This window comes from Paenibacillus sp. Negev47 (assembly GCF_058313655.1).
Window position 1 is genome coordinate 3,897,436 of the sequence record NZ_CM177754.1, and the last position, 26,011, is coordinate 3,923,446.

21 protein-coding genes are annotated in these 26,011 nt (G+C 45.3%); 5 read left to right on the forward strand and 16 right to left on the reverse strand.

Annotated elements, in window-relative coordinates:
• Positions 1 to 78: 78 nt before the first annotated feature.
• The 5 genes from AC4G47_RS17370 to AC4G47_RS17390 all read right to left on the reverse strand — a co-directional run bounded on the left by AC4G47_RS17370 (position 79) and on the right by AC4G47_RS17390 (position 5,588).
• A complete protein-coding gene (locus AC4G47_RS17370) occupies positions 79 to 924 on the reverse strand; it encodes a class I SAM-dependent methyltransferase (protein WP_491101988.1) in 846 nt (281 codons plus the stop codon).
• A 100-nt stretch (positions 925 to 1,024) separates the two neighbouring features.
• A complete protein-coding gene (galU, locus tag AC4G47_RS17375) occupies positions 1,025 to 1,897 on the reverse strand; it encodes a UTP--glucose-1-phosphate uridylyltransferase GalU (RefSeq protein ID WP_491101989.1) in 873 nt (290 codons plus the stop codon).
• Positions 1,898 to 1,914: 17 nt separating this feature from the next.
• The gene (locus AC4G47_RS17380; RefSeq protein ID WP_491101990.1) at positions 1,915 to 2,310 is read right to left on the reverse strand and encodes a GtrA family protein; all 396 of its coding nucleotides are present in this window, start codon (positions 2,308 to 2,310) and stop codon (positions 1,915 to 1,917) included.
• A complete protein-coding gene (locus tag AC4G47_RS17385; protein WP_491101991.1) occupies positions 2,303 to 3,289 on the reverse strand; it encodes a glycosyltransferase family 2 protein in 987 nt (328 codons plus the stop codon). The genes AC4G47_RS17380 and AC4G47_RS17385 overlap by 8 nt, the downstream gene beginning before the upstream one ends.
• A gap of 244 nt (positions 3,290 to 3,533) precedes the next feature.
• Positions 3,534 to 5,588, reverse strand: coding sequence for a glycosyltransferase family 39 protein (locus AC4G47_RS17390; protein WP_491106733.1), 2,055 nt, complete (start codon positions 5,586 to 5,588; stop codon positions 3,534 to 3,536).
• Between the two features lie 226 nt (positions 5,589 to 5,814).
• Here AC4G47_RS17390 and AC4G47_RS17395 point away from each other — a divergent pair, with 226 nt between their 5' ends.
• Complete coding sequence (locus AC4G47_RS17395; protein WP_491106734.1) at positions 5,815 to 6,498, forward strand: response regulator transcription factor; 684 nt, start codon at positions 5,815 to 5,817, stop codon at positions 6,496 to 6,498.
• Positions 6,498 to 8,015 carry a sensor histidine kinase gene (locus tag AC4G47_RS17400; RefSeq protein WP_491101992.1) on the forward strand — a complete coding sequence of 506 codons (1,518 nt, stop codon included), beginning with the start codon at positions 6,498 to 6,500 and terminating at the stop codon, positions 8,013 to 8,015. The genes AC4G47_RS17395 and AC4G47_RS17400 overlap by 1 nt, the downstream gene beginning before the upstream one ends.
• A gap of 242 nt (positions 8,016 to 8,257) precedes the next feature.
• Here the strand turns inward: AC4G47_RS17400 and AC4G47_RS17405 are convergent, their stop codons facing one another.
• On the reverse strand, positions 8,258 to 8,968 hold the full coding sequence (locus AC4G47_RS17405) for an SDR family NAD(P)-dependent oxidoreductase (RefSeq protein WP_491101993.1): 711 nt from the start codon (positions 8,966 to 8,968) through the stop codon (positions 8,258 to 8,260).
• A gap of 100 nt (positions 8,969 to 9,068) precedes the next feature.
• On the opposite strand from AC4G47_RS17405, the gene AC4G47_RS17410 reads away from it, so the two are divergent.
• Entirely contained in the window at positions 9,069 to 9,428 is a 360-nt protein-coding gene (locus AC4G47_RS17410) for a MerR family transcriptional regulator (protein WP_491101994.1), read from the forward strand.
• A 173-nt stretch (positions 9,429 to 9,601) separates the two neighbouring features.
• Here AC4G47_RS17410 and AC4G47_RS17415 read toward each other — a convergent pair whose 3' ends face one another.
• The 6 genes from AC4G47_RS17415 to AC4G47_RS17440 form a co-directional block, all read right to left on the reverse strand.
• Complete coding sequence (locus AC4G47_RS17415; protein ID WP_491101995.1) at positions 9,602 to 10,129, reverse strand: GNAT family N-acetyltransferase; 528 nt, start codon at positions 10,127 to 10,129, stop codon at positions 9,602 to 9,604.
• An 89-nt stretch (positions 10,130 to 10,218) separates the two neighbouring features.
• Positions 10,219 to 11,676: a S8 family serine peptidase gene (locus AC4G47_RS17420; protein WP_491101996.1), complete on the reverse strand. Its 1,458-nt coding sequence runs from the start codon at positions 11,674 to 11,676 to the stop codon at positions 10,219 to 10,221.
• 121 nt (positions 11,677 to 11,797) lie between these two features.
• A complete protein-coding gene (locus AC4G47_RS17425; RefSeq protein ID WP_491101997.1) occupies positions 11,798 to 12,373 on the reverse strand; it encodes a GNAT family N-acetyltransferase in 576 nt (191 codons plus the stop codon).
• Positions 12,374 to 12,539: 166 nt separating this feature from the next.
• Positions 12,540 to 12,839: a hypothetical protein gene (locus tag AC4G47_RS17430; RefSeq protein WP_458126688.1), complete on the reverse strand. Its 300-nt coding sequence runs from the start codon at positions 12,837 to 12,839 to the stop codon at positions 12,540 to 12,542.
• 140 nt (positions 12,840 to 12,979) lie between these two features.
• A complete protein-coding gene (locus AC4G47_RS17435; RefSeq protein ID WP_491101998.1) occupies positions 12,980 to 14,749 on the reverse strand; it encodes an ATP-binding cassette domain-containing protein in 1,770 nt (589 codons plus the stop codon).
• On the reverse strand, positions 14,734 to 15,567 hold the full coding sequence (locus AC4G47_RS17440; protein WP_491101999.1) for an ATP-binding cassette domain-containing protein: 834 nt from the start codon (positions 15,565 to 15,567) through the stop codon (positions 14,734 to 14,736). The genes AC4G47_RS17435 and AC4G47_RS17440 overlap by 16 nt, the downstream gene beginning before the upstream one ends.
• A 133-nt stretch (positions 15,568 to 15,700) precedes the next feature.
• Between AC4G47_RS17440 and AC4G47_RS17445 the strand changes: the two genes are divergently transcribed.
• Positions 15,701 to 16,291 carry a biotin transporter BioY gene (locus AC4G47_RS17445; RefSeq protein ID WP_491102000.1) on the forward strand — a complete coding sequence of 197 codons (591 nt, stop codon included), beginning with the start codon at positions 15,701 to 15,703 and terminating at the stop codon, positions 16,289 to 16,291.
• 330 nt (positions 16,292 to 16,621) lie between these two features.
• On the opposite strand, the gene AC4G47_RS17450 is transcribed toward AC4G47_RS17445, so the two are convergent.
• The 4 genes from AC4G47_RS17450 to AC4G47_RS17465 all read right to left on the reverse strand — a co-directional run bounded on the left by AC4G47_RS17450 (position 16,622) and on the right by AC4G47_RS17465 (position 23,233).
• On the reverse strand, positions 16,622 to 18,091 hold the full coding sequence (locus AC4G47_RS17450; RefSeq protein WP_491102001.1) for an Msr family ABC-F type ribosomal protection protein: 1,470 nt from the start codon (positions 18,089 to 18,091) through the stop codon (positions 16,622 to 16,624).
• A gap of 476 nt (positions 18,092 to 18,567) precedes the next feature.
• On the reverse strand, positions 18,568 to 20,457 hold the full coding sequence (locus AC4G47_RS17455) for a beta-glucoside-specific PTS transporter subunit IIABC (RefSeq protein ID WP_491102002.1): 1,890 nt from the start codon (positions 20,455 to 20,457) through the stop codon (positions 18,568 to 18,570).
• 211 nt (positions 20,458 to 20,668) lie between these two features.
• Positions 20,669 to 21,499 carry a BglG family transcription antiterminator LicT gene (licT, locus tag AC4G47_RS17460; protein ID WP_458126682.1) on the reverse strand — a complete coding sequence of 277 codons (831 nt, stop codon included), beginning with the start codon at positions 21,497 to 21,499 and terminating at the stop codon, positions 20,669 to 20,671.
• A 291-nt stretch (positions 21,500 to 21,790) separates the two neighbouring features.
• Positions 21,791 to 23,233, reverse strand: a complete 1,443-nt coding sequence (locus AC4G47_RS17465) for a 6-phospho-beta-glucosidase (protein ID WP_491102003.1) — start codon at positions 23,231 to 23,233, stop codon at positions 21,791 to 21,793.
• A gap of 1,019 nt (positions 23,234 to 24,252) precedes the next feature.
• On the opposite strand from AC4G47_RS17465, the gene AC4G47_RS17470 reads away from it, so the two are divergent.
• A complete protein-coding gene (locus AC4G47_RS17470) occupies positions 24,253 to 25,983 on the forward strand; it encodes a cellulase family glycosylhydrolase (RefSeq protein WP_491102004.1) in 1,731 nt (576 codons plus the stop codon).
• Positions 25,984 to 26,011: the final 28 nt, after the last annotated feature.

The window sequence follows — 26,011 nt, forward strand, 5'->3', positions numbered from 1 at the left end:
CAGCTAAATGCGGTCTGTCTCCTGTGAAAGTACGTCGATAGAACTTTTTCTTATAAAAAGATGCAACTAGCTATTTTCTTACTGTTTTTTGGCAACAATCGCATACGTTCCCAGTGGACTCCCTGGCCCCGAGGCATGATATGTTCTAAGTAATTTCAGTTCGGAAAGAAGAAGTGTTCTTACCTTGTCCGGGATCGGAAGCATCTGCAGTTCCACAGGCGCTTCTGCCAGTGTCATTTCAGTTTCCCAGCGACCGTCCTGCAACTCGGGAGAATGGATCGAAATCTCTTCCTTCATCGTCCAGCCTGCCGCAGAGACAAGCTCTTGGATATCCTCCGGTGTAAAAAGCGTGCGTACATTGGAGAAGCTATTCTCCTTGTAGCATTCGACCTGGGACTGAATCAGAACGGATAACCAGTGCGAGAGCTGGCTCGCATCTGTAACTCGTGCATCCCATTCGGCAAAACACAACTGATGTCCCCACGTCCTAACCTTGCTAAGAATCCGGGCGAGTTCGTCAATCGATTTCAAATACCAAGAACAATGGGATAGCACAATCACATCAAACTCATCCTCGGCGAATTGGGCTTGATCACTTAGAATGTCGAAATCATAATCCATTCGAATTCGATCACCCAGCGGAGATCTCCGCAGCTTGGCTGCCGCTTCGCCTACGGTCAGCGGTGCACCATAATCCTCTGGTGCAATATCTACACCGTGAACGTGCCCATGCTCCCCCACCAGATGTGCAAGCACGGCCGTTGTATCTCCCTGACCACATCCGATTTCCAGAACGCGGCTGCCTTCCTGTATCCCCCAAAAGAGTCCCAGTTTCATCCGATGCTCGGTCTGAATGTACTGGGTGGCGGCGTTGTCCTCCACGTCCATATACTGAATAAGGTCCCTGATGATAGACTCATTCATGATTCCTCACTCCTCAAAGAGCAACTTGAACTTCTTGTTGATTGTAGCGTTACAGGAAGCATTGTACAATGCTGGAAAAACCTCTGCCACATATCAATCCCTATGCCCACTGGGTTGCAAGCTTCTGAAGATATGGTGTCAGCATGGGCTGTAATTCCTTGCGCATCAGTCCGATCTCCAAGATCGCCTGAATATATCCGAATTGATCGCCAATATCGTAGCGTCGTCCCTCCAGTTCAAGGGCCAATAGTTCCTCCGTCTGACTTATTTCTTTCAAGGCATCTGTTAACTGATATTCCCCTCCAGCCCCTCTCTCAATCTGATCCAGAATGGGGAAGATGGAAGGTTTCAGAATATATCGTCCCATTACCGCTGTTCGGGATGGGGCTTCTGCAAGGGAAGGTTTTTCGACCAGATTGGTGACCCGGTGAACCCGGTCCTCTACGCCATTCGAATCAATGATGCCATATTTGCTCACATTTGCGGGCTCTACCTGACGGACACCGATGATTTGGTTGCCTGTCTTTTCATAGAGATGGATCATCTGTGCAAGTGCAGGCGGATCAGACACCATAATGTCATCTCCGAGCAGTACAGCGAAGGCATCATCCCCTACAAATTGCCGTGCACACCCAATCGCATGCCCTAGTCCAAGCGGTTCTTTTTGACGAATAAAATGAATATTTGCCATCTCGCTGATAGCTTGCACCTCTTCCAATAAAGACTGTTTGCCTTTGGCATATAAAGAATGTTCAAGTTCAACCGATTTATCAAAATGATCTTCTATGGATTTTTTGTTGCGTCCGGTCACAATGAGGATATTCTCAATGCCTGACTGTACTGCTTCTTCAACAATGTATTGGATGGCCGGTTTGTCCACAATCGGTAACATCTCTTTGGGCTGTGCTTTGGTCGCTGGCAGGAAACGGGTTCCGAGACCCGCTGCCGGAATGACTGCTTTTTTAATTTGCATTTCCTCATACACTCCTTTCATATGGTAGTTGCACGAAACACCCAATATCTGCTGGCCATATAATTGAGAACCATTCCCATCAAGGTTGCCAGGATCTTGCTCACCACGAGACTCCAACCCAGCATGTCGCGCAAAGTCAGCAGAATGAGGGCGGATAACGCGAGAACGATGAGATTGGTGATTAGAAAACGAATAAGTTTCACTCTATCGCCGCCCCCTCGTGCTGCATCTCGAAAAGTCCACCTGCCGTTCAGCCAATAACTGTTCGCAACTCCGCAGCTGTACGAGATTACCTGAGCAATCAGAACCGGTACACCGACCACTGCGAGCAAAGCAAACACCACCGCATCCACTGCCGTATTCGTGACACCCACAATTCCGAACTTGAAGAGTGTGACCAGACGATTAGTCATGGTGAGCCACTCGGGCTGTCAATCGGGATTGTACTTGCTGGCTCTCGGCCTGAACCACGTCTCTCACAATGTATAGCGGACGCGCCTTGGTCTCATCATAGATTCGGCCAACGTACTCGCCCAGAATGCCCAGCATGATCAGGATGAATCCGTTAAACATCAGCATGATGCTTACAATGGATGGCCACCCCTTAATCGTTGAATCCGTAAAGATGGCCGAACCAATAACCGTTAGCATATAGATGAATCCACCTACCGACAGGATCGCACCGACATAACCTGCGAGCTTGAGCGGTTTATGCGAAAATGAAGTAATGCCATCCAGGCTCAGCTTTAGCATGCGTTTGAGCGGGTATTTCGTTTCTCCTGCCAGACGTTCATCACGTTCGTATTCAATGGCAGTCTGACGGAATCCGACCCAACTGACCAGCCCGCGCACGAACCGGTTTTTCTCCGGAAGACGTTTCATCTCATCACATACTTTGCGGTCAATCAGGCGAAAATCTCCGGTGTCCACTGGGATATCCGTATCCGTTGAGGTACGAAGGACACGATAGAAGAGACTGGCCGACCATTTCTTGAAGCGGGTTTCCCCACTTCGTCTGGTGCGACGGGCATACACGACTTCATAGCCCTCTTTCCACTTCGCAATCATATCCAGAATCAGTTCGGGAGGGTCCTGAAGATCCGCATCAATAATAACGACCGCATCCCCCGCTGCATAATCCATCCCCGCAGTTATCGCAATCTGATGACCGAAGTTACGGGCAAAATCAATCAGTTTCACACTCTCGTCCCAACGGGCGTAGTCACGGATCATCTGTGCACTTTGATCCATACTGCCGTCATTGACAAATAGCAATTCATAGCTCTCTCCTGTGCTACCCATTACCTTCTTCAGACGCCGATAGGTTTCCTCGATCATCGCTTCCTCGTTATACATGGGAATAATAATGCTGTATCGGTACATGTGAGCCATGTTCGTCCCCTCCCTTTTCAATGGACTTCGTTCGAGATTTTCATTCTATACAAATTGAACCAAAGATTATTTACACTGCACACTTCGATGACAGAACAACCTTCCGATCGCTGTTATCCTCCGGGGATAGCGTATGGCTTCCGATGTAGCTTTCTTGCAGAAAGCTTGTAGGCGAACGCTTCGCTTTTTCAGGTTTTTTCTGTCCTCTCCGTTATCGTGTAAATGATAAGTTCAATTTATATAGCTACAATTTCACTTCATACAAGGTAGTCTGTCCGCCGAATCCAAATCCAGCTCTGTTTCCGGTGTCTGCGTTATCCGTAGTTCCGCTGTCCGTGCCTGTCTGCCATTCTGAGGCTGGAATCTCGGTACCGTGCTCTTTGATCCAATCGCTAATGTCCGAGTTACCTCCTCGTCCACCCATGCCGCCAACCATGAAGTACTTCACTTGACCACTCTTGACGAGTTGTTCCAGTTCCTCTGTTGTGTACACCGGATCTGAACCTGAGAAACCTCCCAGCGTAATTACCGATGCTTTCTCGTCGATAATATAAGGTGCTGCCTGATTATAGTCTGTTGTGGCGAAGAGATACGTTTCGCCTGTATTGTGCTCTTTCAGATAATTCAATGTGGTTGTATCCACTTCTTCGTTACGGTTACCCATTCCGCCACGGCCACCCGTTGTAGGCATTTCTGTGACTCCTGCACTGTTACCCATCTGCATGCCCATTCCAGCTCCGCCTAACATGCTATTGGAACCAGTAGGTCCTGCTGCAGGAATCATACTGTTACCACCGTAAGTAATTGGGGTGAATGACCAATAGATTGGACCGATCAGCATGACCACGAATCCTGCGATAACGAAGCCCTGTTTCCATCGATGTGTACGACGAAGCATAACGACCAGGATAACCGTGACCAGCATGCCTGCGATCAATTCACTAATGGACCAGCCTGCACCGATCGTATCGTTATACCCCTGCATGATATACCAGCCGAACAAGGTCGTCAGCAGCACGGACACCGGAAGCAACCAGACCTGCCAGCCAATTCGTTCACGATATGACTTCCACATAGCTACATATCCTGCACCAGTCAGCGCCGCAATTGGTGGTGCAAGCATAATCAGATAATATTGATGGAAGAAGCCTGCCACACTGAAAAAGGCAGCAACGGGAAGCAGCCAGGCAAGCCAGAATAAAGCCTCCTTGTGCTTGTTCGTTATATTTCTCCATCTCAACCCTGCAAAAATGGCAATGCATCCAAGCAATACAACTGGCAGAAGCCAGCTGGCTTGACCTGACAGTTCAGTTTGGAACAAACGCAGAGGACCTTTCTCTCCCGTGCCAAACATTCCTCCCATGCCTCCGCCACCATTGCCGCCGAAATTTCTTCCGTTTGGCATTTCCATATCATTCGGCATCTGCCCGTTCGGGAAATTGCCATTTGGACCAGAAGTCGAATCCCCTCGATTGCCACGATTATTGCCCTGTCCAGTAGAGTCCGGCATCCCCGCGTTACCTGCTGTGTTCTGCTGACCCGTTAGACGAGACAGGCCATTATATCCAAATGCCAGTTCCATGACCGAGTTTGTTTCACTACTGCCGATATAAGGGCGTTGGTCTTCGGGTATAGAATCTACCGTTACCGCCCAGGATAAGGAAACCAACGCCAGAACAGCTGTGCTGCCAATCAGCAGGAGGATCTTCCTTCTCCATTTCGCCTGAAATGCGAGCAGGTAGAACAAGTAAAAAGCCGGGAGAACCATGTAGGCTTGAAGCATTTTCATATTAAAAGCCAAGCCTATTAACGCAAAGGCAACCAGAATACGGCACACACTGCCTTGTTTGCTGCCTTTGAACAAAAACCATGAACCCAGCAGTAGCGTAAACACCAGCATGCTGTCAATATTGTTGGTCCGACTTACTGCCGCCACGACAGGCACAGTCGCCATTGTAATTGCCGAGATTCGTGCTGCTGCAAGTCCATATGTAGGTTTCACCATGAAATAAATCAGGAGCACCGAACCGATTCCCGCCAATACCTGCGGCAAAATAACGCTCCATCCGTGCAATCCGAATACATAGGCAAAGGCCGTCTGGATCCAGAAGACAACAGGTGGTTTGTCAACAGTTACCGAGCCTGCCGAATCGAGTGAAGCATAGAAAAAGTTATGGAAGTTGCTGAGCATACTCCCAACGGCAGTCGTATAATAGGAATTCGCATATGGATCGTTCCAGATGCCGTACCCGTTCAGAAAAGCCGCCAGTAATACAATCGGCAGAAGGACAAAATCCATCCTTCTTTTGGTGTTATTCAATGTTAATCACTCCTTATTAGTTCTTCATGTCTAGTATTGTGACATGCCAAAATAAAGCTGGGATGAGTGCCCGCTGAATGTTGTCTGAGGATAATTCACAATCCTTTCAGCTAAATTTCAGTTTGGTCAGCGATAATACTACATACCGTCCCTCCGAATTGAGGGAGAAATTTAGATGGATTCAAGCAAGGAGGGAACGCACATTATGAAGCTTAGCAGCGGAATTAAAATACTTTTGGCTGATGATGAACCACATATTTTGCAATTTCTGGAGCTGGGATTAAGTAATGAAGGATTCGATGTGCGCACCGCACCGGATGGAGCAGCTGCACTAGAGTTGGCACTTGAATTCAAGCCGCATATGGCTATTCTGGATGTCATGATGCCAGAGATGGATGGATTCGAAGTGGTCGAGGGTCTGCGTAAGACCGGAGCCCAGGTTGGCGTAATTATGCTGACAGCGAAGGACGAAGTCGAGAATCGGGTTAAAGGTCTGTGGCTAGGTGCTGACGATTACATGATCAAGCCCTTTGCCTTCGACGAGTTACTCGCCCGAATTCAGGCCAGACTGCGCAATCAATTTCCTTTATTAATAGGAGCCGTCACTCATGGTCCATTCCGAATTGATGATCAGCGCAAAGAGATCACTTATCAGGATCAGGTTCTGGAGCTGTCTCCAACCGAATACGAACTGCTAAAATTTATAGTGCTTAATCATGGAATTGTACTCAGCAAAGCGACCATTCTGAGCCGGGTGTGGGGGTATGATTTTGGAGGGGAAGAAAATATTGTAGAGGTATACGTTCGCTCCTTGCGTGACAAACTCGGGGATAAAGAGCACAGACTCATTCGCACACTTCGGGGTGTCGGGTACAGGGTGGATCTCTGATGAGTTCGCTGTTCAAGAAAAATAAACTTCGTTTAGAATGTCTTCAGCAATGGATCTGGCCGCGTTCCCTGCGTTCTCAATTGCTCTCACGTTCCCTGTTCGTGCTTGCCGGGCTGTTATTGTTAATTGGTATTCTGCAATTCTGGATCATGGAAAGCTTTCTCTACCGGAACCAGGCAAAAACCATGGAGGAACAGCTCATGTCCATGCCCCCGGTTTGGCTCGGAATCCAGTCACGTAGTGGCTCTTCCAACAATCCTTTCGGTGGACAGGCAGGAAACGGGTCTGGCAATCGGGTGTTGTTTATTCCTGACCGTTCACTGGCTCTGTTTGATAACCAAGGTACGTTTGAGGATGTTTTTGGAGAAGATGGTCTGAACGCCCCTCATCTCTCAACCATTGAATATCAGGACATCACAGAACAGCTAAAAGAACAAAAACATATTCCCTACCGGATCGTAACGGACAGCCAAGGTAATGAGCAATTGATTGTCTTCGCCTCACCTGGTCCACGCAATCGGGGCTTACCCATGGTCCAGATGGGTACGGCTACGAAGCCACTGAGAGATCTGATTATTAAACAGCTTCTCATCTTCCTCATGTTATCGCTTCTGGCCATGGTAGCCGGTCTTATTCTGTATACCAAGGTGCTGCGCCGGACACTGGTTCCCCTGTCTAACATGGTAAATAAAGTACAGCAGATCGATGCAGGAAGTCTCGCAGAACGCCTTCCCGTCGTTCAGGGACAGGAGGAAGTGGATCAGCTCGCACTCTCATTCAATGGCATGCTTGAAAGGCTGGAGAACTCTTTTGAAGCGGAGCGGGAATCGAAAGAGCAGATGCAACGTTTCTTATCCGATGCTTCCCATGAACTGCGCACCCCCCTTACCTCCATTCATGGCTTTATCGAAGTTCTACAGCGGGGTGCAGCGACCAATCAAGATCAACTATATAAAGCGCTGGACAGCATGCACGGCGAATCGATACGAATTAACAAGCTGGTTGAAGATTTACTGCTCCTGACCAAACTGGATCAAGCTCCAAAGCAGGAACGAGAGGTCATTCAACTGGACAATTTACTACTTGAAATGCAATCACAGCTTACCATGATGGCTCAGCGAAGATCCATTCATCTCGATCTGACGGCTGAAGTCCATGTACTGGCTGACCCTTACAAGCTGAAGCAGGTTGTGTTGAATCTGTTCCATAATGCGGTGCAGCACACCAATCCAGAGCATGGAGCCATCTCCATAACGTTGTATGCCACGCACCATAAGGCTGAATTATCTGTGAAAGATAACGGAACAGGCATTGAACCTGAACATCTGCCCCATATCTTTGAACGATTTTACCGCACAAGCAGTTCCCGTTCGAGAAAACAAGGTGGCGCAGGTCTTGGTCTAGCCATTACCCGCTCGATTGTGGAGTCGTATGGTGGGGAAATTACGGTGCGAAGTGAAGCAGGCTTGGGAACGGAATTTATAATTTTGATGCCTCTGTATAAGGGTGGTGTCTAAGCTGAGCGTAGGCTCACGTAAGCTCTTCAAGCGTTGCTTTTCATCTTAATTCCTCTTTTCATTGCATGACGAATCCCCCTTTCATTTCGAACTAGAAATGAAAGGGGGATTCAATTTAGCAGCATCCGATTGGTGGGTGGCTAGCCCAATGGGTTTCAAGCTAACGAATCTGTGACGTTTTATTGAAGCGCATTATGCTCTATATTCATCTCGATCTATCGGTTGCTTTTGGCAACGTTGGATTACCAAGGGTACAGGCCATGCTCATCCAGGAACTCCCCGTTATGACGTTTACCATCTGTCGCATAGCCCACGATAATCGCAGCTCCAGCTTCTTTTGATTTACCGCCTTCGGCATTGCCGTTAAGATCTGTTGATGTGAATCCAGGTGTTACCGCAAAGACTTGAGCCCTGCTGTTTTTCACTTCATAAGCCATCGAAAGTGTCATGGCACTATTGGCCGTTTTGGATGAGTTATAGTCGAAGGCGTTCAAAGTAAATTCCGCATTTTGCATATGATCCAGAGAAGCCATGTCGGTCGATACATTAATGATTGTGCCTTCATTATCTTTGATTAACGGGAATAATCGCTGATTCAAACGGAAGGTACCGAAAAAATTGACTTCAAAGGCGTTCCGCAGATCTTCCTCTTGGGTAGCCGTAAATGAATGTGAGAAAGCACCTGGCATACCAGCGTTATTGATCAGAAGGTTTATTGTGGGATAAGTCTTGTTAATCGTATCGGCTGCCTGCTCGATGCTTTTCAAGTCACTCATGTCGATTTGTAAAAATTCTACGTCTAATCCTCGGGAAGTTAACTCGGAAACAGCTGCTTCACCCCGTTCGACACTGCGTGCGCCAAGGATAACTTTCCATCCTGCTTCACCTAACTGCTTTACGATTTCGAATCCAATTCCTTTATTTGCTCCGGTTACAAAGACAATCTTTTTCATGCAAATCCTTCTTTCCATAATTTGATTTATATTTAACAATGTTTAAGTTACTATGCTACACTTAGTGTAGGTCAAATCTTTTTTATAAAAGGGGCTTAACATGTTAACCATTGGAGAAGTAGCAAAAAAAGTCGAGGTCTCGATTGGAGCGATCCGCTTTTACGAAAGGAAGGGACTGTTGAAACCCTCTGCACGAAGTGAGCAGAATAACCGTCTTTATTCCGAGGAGGATCTGAAGTGGCTGGTTTTTATCAAATGCCTTCGCGAAACCGGGATGAGTGTGGAAGACATCAAAAAATACTATGATCAGGTAAACGAGGGAACCTCCACTCTGAAGGAAAGAACCCAACGGATTGAAGATCAAAAGCAAAAGTTGCTGAATGATATCGAGGAGAAAAAAGCACAGCTTGTTCATTTGGATAACAAACTGGAGCGCTATTATCGCGGAGAAAATTATTAATATATACTTGTCCTAAATACTACACTTTTAAAGCTCATGTAAAAAAAGCACAACTCAGAGGATGTTTCCTCAACAGCTTTTAAACAAAACAAAGAAATCAGGCAGCAGTATAACTGTATAACCTGATCCGAAAATTTGATATTATAAGCCATTCTCTCTGGGGCTTTGTTATATTAAGAACGACCTTGATGCTTATACAATTGGTAATGGTTATAGGGTTCATTCTCAATTTCTATTCTATTTAAAAGTTCAAAATTACATTTCTGTATGACCTTATTGGATGCTTGATTGGTAATCAAAGCGATGGCATTCAGCAGCTCAATGTTCGTATGTTCAAATAAATAATCCGTCATTCCTTTGAGTGCCTGCGTTGTGTAACCACGATTTCTGAAATGCTTGGAAATACCGTACATAATCTCCCGATTGGGTGCTGGCAGTTCGTCCTTGATCCCTGAGCAGCACCATCCTATGAACTCATCACTTTCTTTGAGTACGATAGCCATACGCAAGTATAACTCTCCGATATCCCCTCCCGCCAAAACAGCTTGTTTAAACTTCTGATTCTCAGGGATCTCATAATCGGCGAGCCAAAGGGTTCTCTCTTCAATCGTAGCGTTCCATCCTGGTAGGAACTCATACACCTCGGGTTGCCACGTAATTCCCTGCAATTTCTCCAAATCCTCAAGTCGATACTCGCGCAAATAAATATCCTTGCAGTCGATGATTTATTCATCGTTTGAATTGGTTTGTTTCATTAGGTTGCCTCCACATACTGATTTACGTTACATTATTAAAGAGCCATGTACCATTGCTTTAACGGCAATGCCTTGATATGTATAGCGTCAGGATCTTGGGTTTTTTCAAGTTGGGGAAAACACTCTGGATATTGAGCCAAATATTCGCTAACACACCATCGAACCGACCAGTTAATATCTGTTGACCAGTTTATCCAATTGTGTATTTCCTCCTTTGGAGCATTTTGCAGTAATCCATGCATATACCATCCACGCACACCCCCTTCTGTTTCATTCGTTAAGCATACCCAATACAGCTGCCGCTCTTGTTCGTTCATCGGTTCACCGAGGGTAGATACTGCAATTTTACGAACAATAGCGGATGAATCCTTAGTGAAACTCCATAACTCTTCACGTGATAATTCATCGCTTTCGACTAAAACAGTTAAAGAGAGCGCTCTTTCAATTTCATCCATTGAATGAATTGCGCTATAGGGATTTTGATTTTGAATACTTATCATGGGTAATTTTTTTGGTATGTATCTTGGCTTATCTGCCATGTTCAAATAACGAATTGTATTCTCAACGTTAATTCGAGGAGCCAAATTATCATGACCCTCAAGCGGTTCTCCATGCTCGACTAATACGTGTTTCAGCATTTCGGAACTTAGACTCGGAAATTGGGAGAACAATTGGGCTGCAACACCAGCTACAAGCGCAGCAGCTCCAGATGTTCCCCCATAATAAGATACGTTATGACCAGGATCTTCAGTTTCATAGTATGGGATTGTAAGATGTAGTCTGGGAGCTAATATATCTGGCCTAAAGTGACCATCTCCATTTCTGCCATAAGGCTCATCCGGGAAAGGAACATGTGATGAACGATCAGCCTTTCCATAATCAGCGTAGCCCCCTACTGCTAAATACTGTATTGGCGGCATGATGTTATTTAAACGTGTATTTCCATTCGAACAAATAACCAAAATACCATGTTGCACAGCTGTCGCCAATGCTTTAACCGTTGAGTTTTCACTCGTATTTTTAAGATAAACTTCATTATCTGATGCCTGCCAACCAGTGCTTAGAATGATTTTTATATTCCATTCAACCCTATGTTCAAGAATCCATTCCATTCCTTTTTTCAGACGATCTCCCTCTCCAGCTGTAAATGCCCCATGGTCAAGAATGATATATGTTGCCGCTGATGCAATCCCGACATGAATCTGTTCCTCTAATAGAATAGGCTTATGGGCCAAAGCCAGCACACTCATAAGGCCATGCTCACCTTTCCGATTATCCTCTTCCCCAGTCATAGATGATATGTCTCGCATAGTGACAGTCATATTTTGATGCACGACAACACATTTGATTCGAGTGTTTAAGTCATTTATGAGATGATGTGGCTTAATTGAATCAATAATTACAATCCCCACACCCTGACCTGATGTATGAAAATCAGGCTGTTCAGAAAAACCCAACCTTTTCCATGTTGGATCGGGTATTACTCTATCCACACGATCACCTCAGATTTTGATATTATTGTAGTATTTTCACCTTCCACCTAATGCACATTACCATTTATCCAACTAACATTGGCAGACCTCGAGCACCCTAACGATCTTTTTTATAATGAACTCAAACAAGCCCTTCTTTAACCATAAACTCGTCTTTGGTTAATCCAAACAGGATCAGATCCTGATATCTACCCTCGGTATAGATCACCTGGCGACGAACGCCTTCCTGAGCACATCCTAGCTTTCGCATCATGGCTGCGGAAGGTTCATTTCCTTCGAGCACATAATCATTGAATTTATGGAGCCTGCGCTCGAAAAAAGCATAGTTCAGCAAGATCCGAACGGCTCTGGTTCCGTACCCTTTTCCTCGATGATCTCTGTCAATTTGAATGCCAATGCTAAAGGTACCGTTTCTTTCATCGATGCTGTTCAGATTCACACCTCCGACATTCTCACCATCCATATTCTCAATCGTGAACATGATCCGTTCTTTGGCTAAAGAAAAATCAGAGAAGTTTTCCGTGAAACTCTTCGCTTCAACATGGGTTGGCGGCAACTCTACTGCACACTCTAATAACCGACGGGCGGGTGTATCAAAGCGGTTATAATAATGATCTTCCCAATCTTCCTCAAGTAAAGCACGCAATCTAACCTTGTCATCCTGCCAGAAATATTGACTATAATCGATTTCTCTCATTCCGAACCCTCCGCATAACCAACCAATTTTTTACTGTTAGCTACAAATATAATAACCCGTAATGTGGTATTAGAGGAATTTTGTTTTCAAACTATCTCAACGAAAATAGCCCCCGAACAGGACAATCCTGTCGGAGGCTATACTCTACTTTATATCCATATGTCATTTACGACTCTTCCGTATATTGAGGCTTGGTCACGTTATCCGGAACCGTTTCATCGAATACATCCTGACCCGGATAATCCCGCACTTCTCCCTCGTGAAGCTCATGATTCTCATAATCAAACCGGTGTGCAGATCGTTGATCCACCCGCCATGGAGAACTCTTCCCAAGAGACTCGGATAGAAGAGATGAACCGTAAGGACCCTCCGGGAATTCTTCCAGTGTGATGTCGTTTCGTTGCGATTCCACCGTAGACACATCAGTATATTCTCGCCGTTCTTCACGCAAAAACTTATCTTTCATCGTTCGTCCCTCCTAGTCCATTCCAGATGATCAACGCACACTTATTGTGAGCGAGCACTTACGAAATTATGCATGATTATTGGAAAACACTGCGTTTAAGCTTCTGATCCATCACCTGATCAGCACGTTAATCATCGCCATCATAGTTGGCGAATCCATACTAATAGTACAAAACCAATGAGACCAGCCATGCTAATCCAGGTATCTCGTTTGGACCATATCAATAACGAAGAGCGTGCTCCAAGCAAGGAATTCTCTCTAACTTTACGCATTTCCATCGCAATGGTCATATCCTCTGCACGTTGGAACAGTGCCATTAACAAGGGGATAACCATCGGACCCAGGTCACGAATCCGCACAGTGTTTGGTCTTAAAGCCGCCTTCCCACGTGCCCGTACGATCAGCGAGAATCGCTGCCACTCACTCCAGATCATCGGGATAAAACGAAAGATTAACGATACAGCAAGTGCAAACGAAGCTACGGGAAGCCTGATTTTTTTACCGATACCGAGTACCCAGTTCAACCCTTCTACCATTCGCCCATAAGGCGTCGTCAGTGAAAACCACAGACTTGCCAACGTGACGATAAACAAACGATACACATTCAGCAAAGTGCCCTCCGCTTGTACCAGGGAAAAGCCAAAGTGCAATCCTCCTCCCTCTGTTGAAAGGGTTGTTCCAGATAACGCCGTTGATATGAGGAAAAAGAATAACAGTGGTTTCATTAACTTTAGGCATCCAGCCAAAGTCTGACGAGGAAGAATAGCAAGTGCCGCAACAACTGGCACCAATGTTAACGTCAATCCCAGCCAGCGCTGTTGAAGCATCGCGGCGGTAACCAGTAAAATATACAAAATCCACTTCAGACGCGGGTCCATCACGCCATATAATCCACCCGAATGAGTCAAGGTGTTCGGAAGAATCTTCGGATCATCTTCCGTTTTAATGGACGATAGCATCGGTGCTCCTTTTTCATACTTCATTGCATCGCTCTTGACTTCCATCGTTATTGTCCCTGATGCTTCTTTCGATTCGTTTTGAATCTGTACTTCAACTGACTTGGACTGAACAATGCTTGCTGCCATCTCCTCTGGCGTCATCGCGGTAAAAGGTAAATCAATACCTGCAGTTCTGAACTGCTGTGCCAGTCGCATGGAAGGTGGCAATCCGATCCCTGTCTGCTCCAGCAGTTCAGGACTTTCGTGAAGTTGTCTCGGCGTGAGATTAGCGATTAGACGACCTTCCTGTAACAACAATACCCGATCAGCACAAGGCAAGAAGGTATCCAGATCATGGGTTGCAACCACGACCCCACCGCCCGCCAGACGATGTTGCTCTATTGCATTCAGCAACAGTCCGACACTTTGCGCTTCCAACCCAGCGCTCGGCTCATCCAGCAGAAGCCAGTGTGGATTGGTCACACTTCCGAGTGCAAGTCCAAGCCTGCGCTTCTCTCCCCCACTTAGTGCAAATGGCGACCTGTCCAGCTGAAATCGCCGTTCCATCTCCGGGGATACCGGTGGATCCCATTGGTTAAGTGCTTTCGCAATCTGCTCTTGTTGCTGGCTCTCCGAAAGTCGATATGGACGCAAAGAATATGTGAATTCACGCTGAATGCTCCGGGCAAACAATTGTTGTTCCGGGAATTGAAATACCAGCCCCATCTGCAATAAAATCGACTGCGGCACTTTCCCTTCTCGCCAGAAAGGCGTGCCATCCAGTGTAATACTTCCTGCATCAGGAAGTTTCAAGCCAGCCAGCGTCTGTAATAGTGTTGTTTTCCCCGAACCCGTACAGCCTATTAGTAAGGTAATCTCCCCGCTGTTCAACTGTACCGTAACATCTTCGAGCAATGCGCGTTTTCTCTGTTCGGATGCTTCTATACGTATATTGGTTAATTGGATCTCCAACGTGCGACCTCCTTAGCCAGTTGCTCGGGTCGCAGTGGCATAGCTTCTGGCAGCATGCCTTTTTGCTTGAGCAATAACGCAGTTTTTACAGTAAAAGGAGGGTCCAACCCTAACTGTTCACAGGGGGATAACTGTACATTTTCCCGGGTAATCTTCTCATTCGTCTCTTTTTCATAATAAAAGGACTCAGGCACCCCGTTGTAGACACAACGTCCCCTTTCAATAGCAATAATTCGATCACACAGCGTTGCTTCTTCCAGATGATGTGTAATCCAGATTACCGTCGTCCCCCGCTGGGTGATCTTCTGAACGATGGTCTCGATGCGGTCTCTTGCTTCCGGATCAAGCATGGCTGTCGGCTCATCCAGAATCAAGACATCCGGCTTGGCCGCGAGCGCTACGGCAATGTTAAGCAGCTGTTTCTGTCCGCCGGATAATTGTGAGATGGCCATCTCCGGGGGATATTGAAGTCCTACGGTATGTAATGCGTCCTGCCTGTTGTCCAATTGCTCTTCTACAGAATCCATCAATGGTGACAGCGCAAAATGAAACTCCTCTTCAATCGTATCCCCCAGTACCTGAGCATCCGGTTGCTGCAATACACCCCGAATGATAAGTTCATCCGAGATATTTCGTACCCCTCCCGATAGCGGCGTAAATCCGATTAGCAGTCCGGCAAGCGTACTTTTTCCACTCCCGTTCGCGCCTACAATACTTACCCACTCTCCTTGGTGTAACGTGAGTGAGACTCCATCCAGTGCTTTTCTCACTTGACCGGCTTCGGAAGCATAGTGAACTCTAGCATCTTCTAATATCATTATTGGCAGGTTGCCTTGCATCGTAAATTAGTCCTTTCCCTTTCTATGGTTATGTGGTACGATCCTAATCGTTAACCATATATTTCGAATTGGTTAACAATCATATTATCAAAATCGAGAGGATTGTTCAAACATGAAATTATCTTTGCGAGGCATTGTATTCAGCGCACTTATGGCCGCAATTTTAGTACTTTTTGGTTACATAAGTATTCCCATTGGCTTCTCCCCTGTACCGATAACATTACAAACTTTGGCTGTCATGCTGGCCGGAGGATTACTTGGTCCACTCTATGGTTTTCTAAGTGTCACGATGGTTGTTCTGCTCACCGCTCTTGGATTCCCCTTGCTGCACGGGACCGGAGGACTTGCGGTACTACTCGGACCTACCGGAGGATATGTGATGATGTGGCCAATCTCCGCATTATTAATTGGACTGCTGCTTGCACGAATCAATATCAGAGGTGTCACAGGATTCATTCTCGCTTTTGTTGTATTTGAACTATTTGGTTCACTCCTCGTGTATGTATCCGGGGTCCCTTGGCTTGCCTATGCATACAAAATGGACCTTCCTGAGGCTATGATTCAAGGGTTCTATCCTTACATTATAGGTGATCTGATCAAAGCTGTATTTGCTGCGATCATCATTGCGCCAGTACGCATGGTTTTCCCGCCTCAACGCCTCACCGGTAACATGCATTCAACGATTGTAAAAGTCGATTCTTAATGAATCTACATATACTATTAGATCAAGAGCCTCCATATTCTCAAACAAAAACAGCCAAAATCACTTTGGCTGTTTTTGTTACTTCTCTTCCTCTATAGATTTATTTTCTATATAAATTGAAATAACATTTACACAAAACGGAGAGGACAGAAAGAACCTGAAGAAGCGGAGCTAAAAGCTTTCTGTGGAAAGCTACTTCGTAAGCATAAACTCGCCTTTATCCCCGGATTTGCCCCTTTTATAAAAGGAATCAAAAAAATCTGGGGATAACAGCGATCGGAAGGTTGTTCTGTCATCGGAGTGTTCAGTGTAAATATTCTTTAGTTCAACTTATATAGTCACCTGAAGCAATCGCTGATCTGAAATCTGAAATTGTTGATCTGCTGTATTTTCAATAAACGTCTGATCATGAGATACATACAGAATTGTTCCCTCATACGCCTTGATAAAACGCTCCAACGCTTCCAGTGCATGCATATCAAGAAAATTGGTTGGTTCATCCAACAAAAGAATATTGTATTGGCCCAGAAACAAGTGACATAGTTGAAGACGAATCGCTTCTCCACCGCTTAATGTCCCAACATTCTTCAGCAGGTCGTTACCTGAGAATTGCATCGCGTGCAACGCACTTCTGAGCTCTGATTCCTCATATTCCGAACGATTCTTCAGGAATTGTAATACGGTCTCTTTCGTCGTGAAACGATAGCTCATTTGCTGAAAATAACCAAGTTTTGCTTTTGGAGACATAGTGATCTGATCTCCGACATGGAAAACATGGTTAAGCAATGTGCTTTTCCCACTGCCATTGGCTCCGGTTATCGCTATTTTTTGCTTTAATGGAACCTGAAAACTTACATCCTCCAACAATACGTGGCCTTCTACCTCAAGTGTAAGACGATCTGCCATAATCGGAAAGCGATTGTGCAGCTCCAGTGTCTTTGGCTGACGGAAGATGATAGGCCGATCCTCTTGCACCGCTTTCACCTCGTGAAGTTGTTGCATACGCTGTTCAATCGCTTTGGCTGCGCGGTGCACTGCTTTTTGACTGGTGCCTTTGGATTTTGTTTCAACCATACGATTTGCTTTTGCCTTTGATTCTTTTTTGGACATGCTTCCGGCCTGCGTTATTTTTTCAGCTTTTTTCATCTTTTCCCTGGCGGCCAGTTCCAATCGTCTTTTCTCCTTGGAGAATTGTTCATGGGCCTGGTTCTGCTGTTCACGCTCAAGCCTCTTCTGTGCCTGATAGTCACTGTAATTGCCGGAATATACACGAACCTCTCCCTGATTAATTTCCCAGATCGTGGTTACCAGCTCATCCAGTACCGCACGATCATGACTAATCAGCACAATTGCCCCATAGTAATAGCGCAATTCATCCAGTAGGAATGCAATGCCCTCCTGATCCAGATGTGTTGTTGGTTCATCCAGCAACAATACTTCGTGATAATGAGTGAACATTTGAGCGAGTTTTAGACGGGTTTGTTCGCCGCCACTCCATTGCTGGTCGTGTTGAGGTATGGCTAATTTACTCAGTAAAGCCCCGTCAACTTCCAGATGTCCATTAGGCTGGGGTGGTTCAACTTGTTCCAGATAGCCGAACTCTGCGTAACGTTTTACCTTTCCAGCGGTTGGCTGAATCTGTCCCGCAATGAGTTTCAATAACGTACTTTTACCCTGACCATTCCCACCTACTACACCGATACGATCCAGTTGATGAACAGCCAGTCGCTCAATATTCAGTACTGCTTTATCCATATAGGTCATCTCAACCTGTTTTAATTCAAAACATATCTTTTCCATATTCGCTACCTCCGAAATAAGATTTATTTCGTATCGATAGCGAAGCACGCTTCTATCGATACGAGCTTATCGTGCCAGCTCGTATCAATAGAACAGTAACGTCATCATAGCGGTACCTCCAGCAGTAGTCTGTATTGAACGCCTTTACCTAATTAAGATAGTCATAAGAAAAACAAAGAATCACAGGCCACGGCCTGTGATTCAACGTAAACGGGAAAACGAGTATAACACTTATTTTAAGGTCAGGATGATTGAAAATGACAGACTGATCCCGTTTACTCTGAACCAGAGGTCAGAGCCTTTGAACGTATGCAATTACCGATTCAAAGGAAGAAAACGCAGTCTCATCGCATGTGTCATGTTCAATAATCCACCTTTCATTATCATTATAGATGCACAATCCTAATTATAATTTTCCAATTCCACCATGTCAACGGAACGATGAAAATATGACAGCATCGGATTAGTACATCAATCTACTTTTGTTCCTGACCATTCCCACTACTTAATTTCAATAGAAGCTCTTGGCTATTAACTTGCCCTTTAGCCTGCGGAATCACTTCTTCGTAGTTGGCTGAATTGGTAACAATAATAGGTGTCACCGTATGATAACCGGCGGCCTTAATCTGTGCAATATCGAATTCCAGCAACAGATCCCCCGCTTGAACCCGATCACCTTCTTTGATATGGGAGACAAAATGCTGCCCGTCCAACTTGACCGTATCTACGCCAACGTGAACCAATATCTCAGCACCGGTGTCTGATACAACAGCCAAGGCATGTTTTTTCTTGAATGCAACCGTAACTGTACCGTCAAAAGGCGCTACCACTCTGCCCACTGCTGGCTCAATCGCAATCCCTTTACCCATCGCTCCGGATGCAAACGCTGGATCTGGAACTTCCGACAATTCCACAATTGTTCCTTGGATTGGGCTAAATACAACTTCGTCTGAAGCATTCGTTGCACGAACAGGTTGCTCGGCGGATGCAGTAGGTTCGGTTTTTGTTTCTTCTTCGACCGGATCTTTGAAGCCCATGATGTACGTCAGTACAGCAGAAACGACGAACGATACTACGATACCCAGAATCAATCCAGGGAAGCCTTGTCCACCTGGTCCGTAGAAGATCGGCAAGGTCAGCAACCCCGGTGCGCCAGATGCGAATGCCAATGTGCCCGCTTGTCCAATAATAGCTCCACCAGCTGCACCACCGATAACTCCTGCGATGAAAGGACGTTTCAGTGGTAATGTTACCCCATAGATGGCCGGTTCAGTGATACCGAACAATGCTGTCAATGTGGATGATCCCGCCAATGTTTTCAGTTTTTTGTTCTTGGTTTTTAGCATAACCCCAAAAGCTGCACCCGTTTGGGCAAAGATCGAAGCCGTTGCAGCTGGTTTAACCCCGTCCTGTCCATACACAGCAACGTTGTTGATAAATACAGGAATCAGACCCCAGTGAACTCCGAAGATAACGAGCAACTGCCAGCTGGCACCCATCACTGCCCCTGCGAGCAATGGACTGAATCCAAACGCAGCAACGAGACCGGCTGCAATTCCATTACCAACGTATACACCGAATGGTCCGAATACGAGCAGTGTCAAAGGTACCATGATCACTAGCAGGAACAACGGTGTAACAAAGTTTTTCACACTATCGTGAAGAGCCTTGTTGAAGATTTTTTCCAATTTACTCATTACGATTACAGCTAAAATAATCGGAATAACCGTAGACGAATAGTTCATCAGGATTACAGGAATACCGAAGAAATCCGTGGGTGTTCCCTCTGCTTTTAGCGTAATGATGGAAGGATAGATTAATGCACCCGCTATCGTCATCGCTACAAACATATTCCCCTGGAATTTGCGAGCTGTTGTAACCGCTAACAACAGCGGCAGGAAGTAAAAGAGACTATCCGCTGCTGCATACAGGATTTTATATGTTGTTTCGGTCGTTTCCAGCCATCCGATATTGCTTGCAATCAACAATAACCCTTTAAGAATACCGGCTCCTGCCATAACACCAAGGAGCGGTGCAAATATGCTGGATATGACATCAATAATGCCCCCAAATCCTTTGGCTGCTTTGCGAGGTTTTTCTTTCTCTGATGAATCGTCCAGAATGTTACTGATCTGCCCAATGGCACTATAGACCTCAGGCACCTTGTTACCAACAACAACCTGGAACTGTCCCCCATTTTCTTTGACTGCGATAACACCTTCTGTTTTCTCCAATTTGGCTTTATCTGCCTTCGCATCGTCCTTCAATACAAACCGTAACCGTGTCGCACAATGAACCAGCGATTCCACATTTTTCTCACCGCCAACCAGTTCTACAATCTCTTTGGCCAGTTTCTCTTGACTCATAATCTGCACCCCCACTTTTTCTCAAACAGGCTCTTTACCGATTTTTTTGCACGCAAAAAACCTAAGCCTTGAGTGAGGGGACACAATGGTCCTGACCTTCTCATGACTTAGGTTTTGCCTGCGTAACCAGTAACAATCCCAGTTAAATCGTATTCAATTCCTGTTAATCACATATTATTATAATTAAACCATTTTTGTCAACATTTAAATATTATCGATTGACTACTCGTTCGATATGAACGGTTAGATACAACTTTTCTTCATTAGTCAGCTCGTGGTTATATTCCTTTTTGACAAACAACTCTATTTTCTCCGTACACGCTGCGGCATCCGGATGTTTCTCCTTAATCATGTCATAGAAATGATCATAGTTGTTGTCATAGTGAGTTCCACTGAGCACTCGCTGGGAGAAAAACTTCAGATGTGTGATAAAGCGAAAATAACTGAGTGATTCCTCGTCAAATTCCATTTTAAAATGATACTTCGCTATATTAATAATCTGCTGGATAAACTTCGTAATATTCATCGTCGTAATGACTTCTTCGTTCATCTCTGCGTTGACAATATGCAGGGCAATATAAGCGGCTTCATCTGGTGGAAGCTCAATATTCATGCGGGTGTTGATCTGTTCCAGCGTCTTCAGGCCCAGTGCGAATTCGGGCTTGTACAACTGCTTGATCTCCCACATTAATGCGTTCTTGATCTCCACACCTTCCCGATAGCGTTCAATCGCGAAGTTAATATGGTCCGTAAGAGATACATAGATGTTCTCATTTAATTTTCGGCCCAGATTCTCACGTGCATACGTGATGATCTCTTCCACAATTTCAATCAGTTCCATCGGAACTTCGCGTAGCAGCATTTTGAAATTATCGGATGTTTGTTTGTTTTTCAGTGCAAATACTTTCTGGATGCGGGTCTCGTCTACTTTATCCCCCGGCTTTTTCTTAAAGGCAATCCCACGCCCCATCACCACAAGCTCTGCTCCATCCGCCTGATAGATGCTAATGACGTTATTGTTGATAACCTTTGCTATTTTCACTTCAATCCCCCCGTCACGTTCCACTCTCTTGGCAGTTATACATCGTCTTATGGGCATACAAAAAAAACCTGAAGCATCACAAAATAAACAAGACATGGTGGTCTGTTTTTTTGGTGCTTAGGTTTTGCCTACGTCGTGTAGTAACAATCCCAGAAACGATATAATTGCGTCAAGTATAGCGCGAACCTGACTATATGTCAACGCTTTCAATGTGTGGACAATCGGAAGTGCCGTGAATTCACGGTTCTTCCGATTGCTCGAAATCAGAACTAATCCATTTTGCCCTGAAGACTACGCGTCGCCCAGGTTGGTTCCGTTAGATTCGATCACATTTTTGTACCACTCAAAACTCTTCTTCTTCAATCGTGTCAGTTCACCATGACCTTCATTATTACGATCCACGTAAATGTAGCCATAGCGTTTTCTCATCTCACCAGAGGAAGCACTCACAATATCAATAGGTCCCCAGCTGGTGTAACCAATGATGTTCACCCCATCCTGAATGGCCTCACCCATTTCAGCTACATGCCGTTTCAAGTAATCAATCCGGTACGCATCATCCACTTCACCTTCCGGGGTAACCACGTCATTGGCACCAAATCCATTCTCAACGACAAACAGCGGCTTCTGATAACGGTCATGCAGTTGATTGGCGGTGATACGGAACCCTTTAGGATCAATCGTCCAACCCCATTCGGACTTCGCCAGATATGGATTCGCTACCGATCCAAATACATTACCGCTTGTCATATTTTTGATAACTTCCGGATCGGTACTGGTTGTACGACTTGAATAGTAGCTGAAACCAATATAATCTACCGTATGATTCTTCAAGATTTCTGCATCACCCGGCTGCATAACGATGTTCAATTCGTGGTCCTTGAAGAAACGTTTGGCGTAACCAGGATATTCCCCACGTGACTGCACATCGATGAAGAAATAGGACTCTCTATCTTTTTCCATGCCCTGGAACACATCTTCCGGATTACAGGTATACGGATAGAAGCTTCCTGCGGCGAGCATACACCCAATCATGGCACTAGGAATAATCTCATGACATGCCTTGACTGCAAGTGCACTTGCAACCAGTTGGTGGTGAGCAGCCTGATATTGAATCTCCTTGATGTTATCCCCTTCATTGAACGCCAGCCCCGCCCCAAGGAACGGAAGATGTAGCAGCATGTTGATTTCATTGAATGTCATCCAGTATTTCACCTTGTCTTTGTACCGAGTGAATACCGTTGTAGCGTACGTCTCGAATAGTGTTACCAGTTCACGACTTCTCCAGCTGCCATACTTCTCGATCAGATGCACAGGCACATCAAAGTGAGCCAATGTAACCACAGGTTCAATACCGTTTTTCAACAATTCATCAAAAAGGTTATCGTAAAATTGTAATCCGGCTTCATTCGGCTGTACATCTTCTCCAGTCGGGAAAATCCGTGCCCAGGCAATCGAGACACGCAGTGCTTTGAATCCCATTTCTGCAAATAGAGCAATATCTTCGGGGTAACGGTGATAGAAGTCAATCGCTTCATGTGAAGGATAGAACTCGGTAGCGAGCGGCGTAAAAGCCGGAACATTACCTTTCATAATACTTCTGCGGTTCTCTCCTGTCGGAAGCAAGTCAACGATACTCAGCCCTTTGCCATCTTCCAGATACGCGCCCTCCGCCTGATTGGCAGCAATCGCTCCACCCCACAGAAAATCATTAGGAAATTTAAAATTCGTCATCATCATTCTCCTTCCAATATATGTAATTCAACTATCCGCTCAAATCCTAAGAAATATTAAAAAGACAAAATATTTAAGTTGAACTACAGACAATTACACATAAACGGAGAGGACAGAAAAAATCTGGAGAAGCGGAGCTACAAGCTTTCAATGGAAAGCTACTTCGTAAGCATAAACTCGCATTTATCACCGGATTCCCCCTTTTAGAAAGGGATTCTAAAATCTGGGGATAACAGCGATTGGAAGATTGTTCTGGCCGCGCAGTCGTCCCGTGTAAAATCGTTTGTTCAGCTTAAATACAAAAAACCCGAACCAGCCTGGATACACGAAATTGTGTAAACAAGCCAGCTCAGGTTATGCCCATATCGGTAACATTCCCAGATCATGATTATGCGGATTGGATAAAACTTTAGCAAGAATCAGAACAGTTGTCAACTTCTTGAAACCGGTTTAGCTATGGATTGCCCACTACGATATTTGTTAGAACGCAGCGCATGCCGCCAAGAATCATCTGTTGATCCGGACCCGAACATTAACCGTTCCGCATTAATAAAGGCTCTATGGCGATATTCAGATAGGGTGTGAAATCCTTTGAAGTCCAATTTGCCCAGTCTGCTTCCGTCACTATCCCTGAAAGTTTACAGTACGCATTCGGTTCTGCGGCTAAGCAAGGAAATCCCCCGCTGAAAGTCTTCTCTTAATACATATTGAAGATCAGGTTCATCCTGTATGACATGTTAAAAAGCAACCATATAATTTTCATTTCCAATGAAATAAACGCTCACTACAAAATCTATTAATATGACGAAATCACTGATTTTCACATGACTTCTATTCCAATTATGCAGGTATTGTCCAATATTAAATCATGATATAGTAAATTACGAAAACGCTTTCAGTACATAAATCGGTGGTGATTCCAGTACTAAACAAGTAAATTTCGGTTTGCGTTGAGCTCTATTTTCACCCTGCTTAACCGCTATTCAAGTTCAACCATTTTATATTTGAAGGAGACTATATTGATGAAAAAAAACCGTAAATCAGTCCTTTCTCTTACGCTTGTGACTGCCATGATTCTATCTCTGTTCTCCTCAGCTATGGCTTCCGCTGCAACTGACAACAGCGAACAGGCCGATGCACCAGCTGCTCCAAGCAAAATGCAAGCCTACGTGAACGCCATGGAGCCAGGCTGGAATCTGGGTAACTCTCTGGACGCCGTTGGTGAAGATGAGACTGCTTGGGGCAACCCGCGCATTACGAAGGAACTGATTCAATCGATCGCAGATGAGGGCTACAACAGTATTCGTATCCCTGTGACCTGGGAAGCCCACATCGGTGACGCACCCGACTACACAATTGATTCCGCTTACATGAACCGGGTTCAGGAAGTTGTGGACTGGGCACTCGATGCGGATCTCTATGTCATGATCAATCTTCACCATGATTCCTGGCGCTGGATCAGTTACATGGAGAAAGACCATGACAACGTGCTTGCTCGTTATAACTCTGCTTGGACTCAGATCGCGGACAAGTTCAAGGATGCATCCGATAAGCTCATGTTCGAAAGTGTTAACGAACCCCGCTTCTCCGAAGGCGGCACAACGGATGCGGCTATTGGGTACCGTATGCTGGACGAGTTGAATACTTCTTTTCACAAGATCGTAAGAACTTCGGGTGGAAACAACGAGACACGTCCACTTGTGCTTCCGACGATGCATACCTCTTCCGCTCAACCTGATTTGGATGAACTGAATAAGACCATTCAAAAATTGAATGACACCAATATTATTGCAACCGTTCACTACTACGGGTTCTGGCCATTCAGTGTGAACATTGCAGGTTACACCAAGTATAACGATGAAGTACAGAAGGACGTTACCGATACATTCGATCGGGTATACAATGCCTTCACAGCCAAGGGCATTCCGGTTATCGTCGGTGAGTATGGCTTACTTGGTTTTGACCAGCACACAGGTGTCATTGAACAAGGGGAAAAACTGAAATTCTTCGAATTTGTTGGACAATATCTGCGTCAAAAACAGATGACAACGATGTTATGGGACAACGGACAGCACTTCGGTCGCACAAGCTTTACTTGGTCTGATCAGGAACTATTTGATACCATGAAAGCCAGCTGGACAGGTCGCTCATCCACAGCCGAAACGGACCTCGTATATCTTAAACAAAATGAAGCCATTCAAGATAAGAAGGTAAAGCTCAATCTGAATGGAAACAAATTCAAATCTTTGAAAAATGGCACTACCCCTCTTGTAAGAGGTAAAGACTATACGATCAAAAAAGATGTACTTACGTTAAAATCCAATCTGTTAAACAAATTGACAGCCTCTGGTGATTTGGGCGTAAATGCTACACTCACAGCTGGATTCAACGAAGGTGCTGACTGGAACTTCAATATCATTAAATATGACACGCCTAAGTTGAACGATGCAACGGGTACAACCAGTGCATTTGCCATTCCGACTACGTTTAACGGTAACCAGCTGGCCACGATGGAAGCAACATATGCAAACGGAGAGAACGCCGGTCCACAGAATTGGACTTCGTTCAAAGAGTTCTCCTACACATTCAGCCCAGATTACGATCGTAATGTGATTGAGCTGAAACCTAACTTCTTCAATGAAACCAATGATGGCGAAGTCACGCTTAAGTTCCATTTCTGGAACGGTGATGTGATTACGTACAAAATCACGAAAAATGGAACCAGCGTTGTTGGTGTAGCTTCCAATTAAGAACTCATCTAACGTTCTGCTCAGAGCT

What these genes read in the sequence shown, in the direction of transcription:
- AC4G47_RS17405 (WP_491101993.1), bottom strand. Translation starts at nt 8,968, where the DNA reads ATGAAAAAGATTGTCTTTGTAACCGGAGCAAATAAAGGAATTGGATTC.
- AC4G47_RS17430 (WP_458126688.1), bottom strand. Translation starts at nt 12,839, where the DNA reads ATGAAAGATAAGTTTTTGCGTGAAGAACGGCGAGAATATACTGATGTG.
- AC4G47_RS17390 (WP_491106733.1), bottom strand. Translation starts at nt 5,588, where the DNA reads ATGGATTTTGTCCTTCTGCCGATTGTATTACTGGCGGCTTTTCTGAAC.
- AC4G47_RS17385 (WP_491101991.1), bottom strand. Translation starts at nt 3,289, where the DNA reads ATGGCTCACATGTACCGATACAGCATTATTATTCCCATGTATAACGAG.
- AC4G47_RS17425 (WP_491101997.1), bottom strand. Translation starts at nt 12,373, where the DNA reads ATGAGAGAAATCGATTATAGTCAATATTTCTGGCAGGATGACAAGGTT.
- AC4G47_RS17400 (WP_491101992.1), top strand. Translation starts at nt 6,498, where the DNA reads ATGAGTTCGCTGTTCAAGAAAAATAAACTTCGTTTAGAATGTCTTCAG.
- AC4G47_RS17370 (WP_491101988.1), bottom strand. Translation starts at nt 924, where the DNA reads ATGAATGAGTCTATCATCAGGGACCTTATTCAGTATATGGACGTGGAG.
- AC4G47_RS17410 (WP_491101994.1), top strand. Translation starts at nt 9,069, where the DNA reads ATGTTAACCATTGGAGAAGTAGCAAAAAAAGTCGAGGTCTCGATTGGA.
- AC4G47_RS17380 (WP_491101990.1), bottom strand. Translation starts at nt 2,310, where the DNA reads ATGACTAATCGTCTGGTCACACTCTTCAAGTTCGGAATTGTGGGTGTC.
- AC4G47_RS17440 (WP_491101999.1), bottom strand. Translation starts at nt 15,567, where the DNA reads ATGATATTAGAAGATGCTAGAGTTCACTATGCTTCCGAAGCCGGTCAA.
- AC4G47_RS17465 (WP_491102003.1), bottom strand. Translation starts at nt 23,233, where the DNA reads ATGACGAATTTTAAATTTCCTAATGATTTTCTGTGGGGTGGAGCGATT.
- AC4G47_RS17445 (WP_491102000.1), top strand. Translation starts at nt 15,701, where the DNA reads ATGAAATTATCTTTGCGAGGCATTGTATTCAGCGCACTTATGGCCGCA.
- galU (WP_491101989.1), bottom strand. Translation starts at nt 1,897, where the DNA reads ATGCAAATTAAAAAAGCAGTCATTCCGGCAGCGGGTCTCGGAACCCGT.
- AC4G47_RS17455 (WP_491102002.1), bottom strand. Translation starts at nt 20,457, where the DNA reads ATGAGTCAAGAGAAACTGGCCAAAGAGATTGTAGAACTGGTTGGCGGT.
- AC4G47_RS17450 (WP_491102001.1), bottom strand. Translation starts at nt 18,091, where the DNA reads ATGGAAAAGATATGTTTTGAATTAAAACAGGTTGAGATGACCTATATG.
- AC4G47_RS17395 (WP_491106734.1), top strand. Translation starts at nt 5,815, where the DNA reads ATGAAGCTTAGCAGCGGAATTAAAATACTTTTGGCTGATGATGAACCA.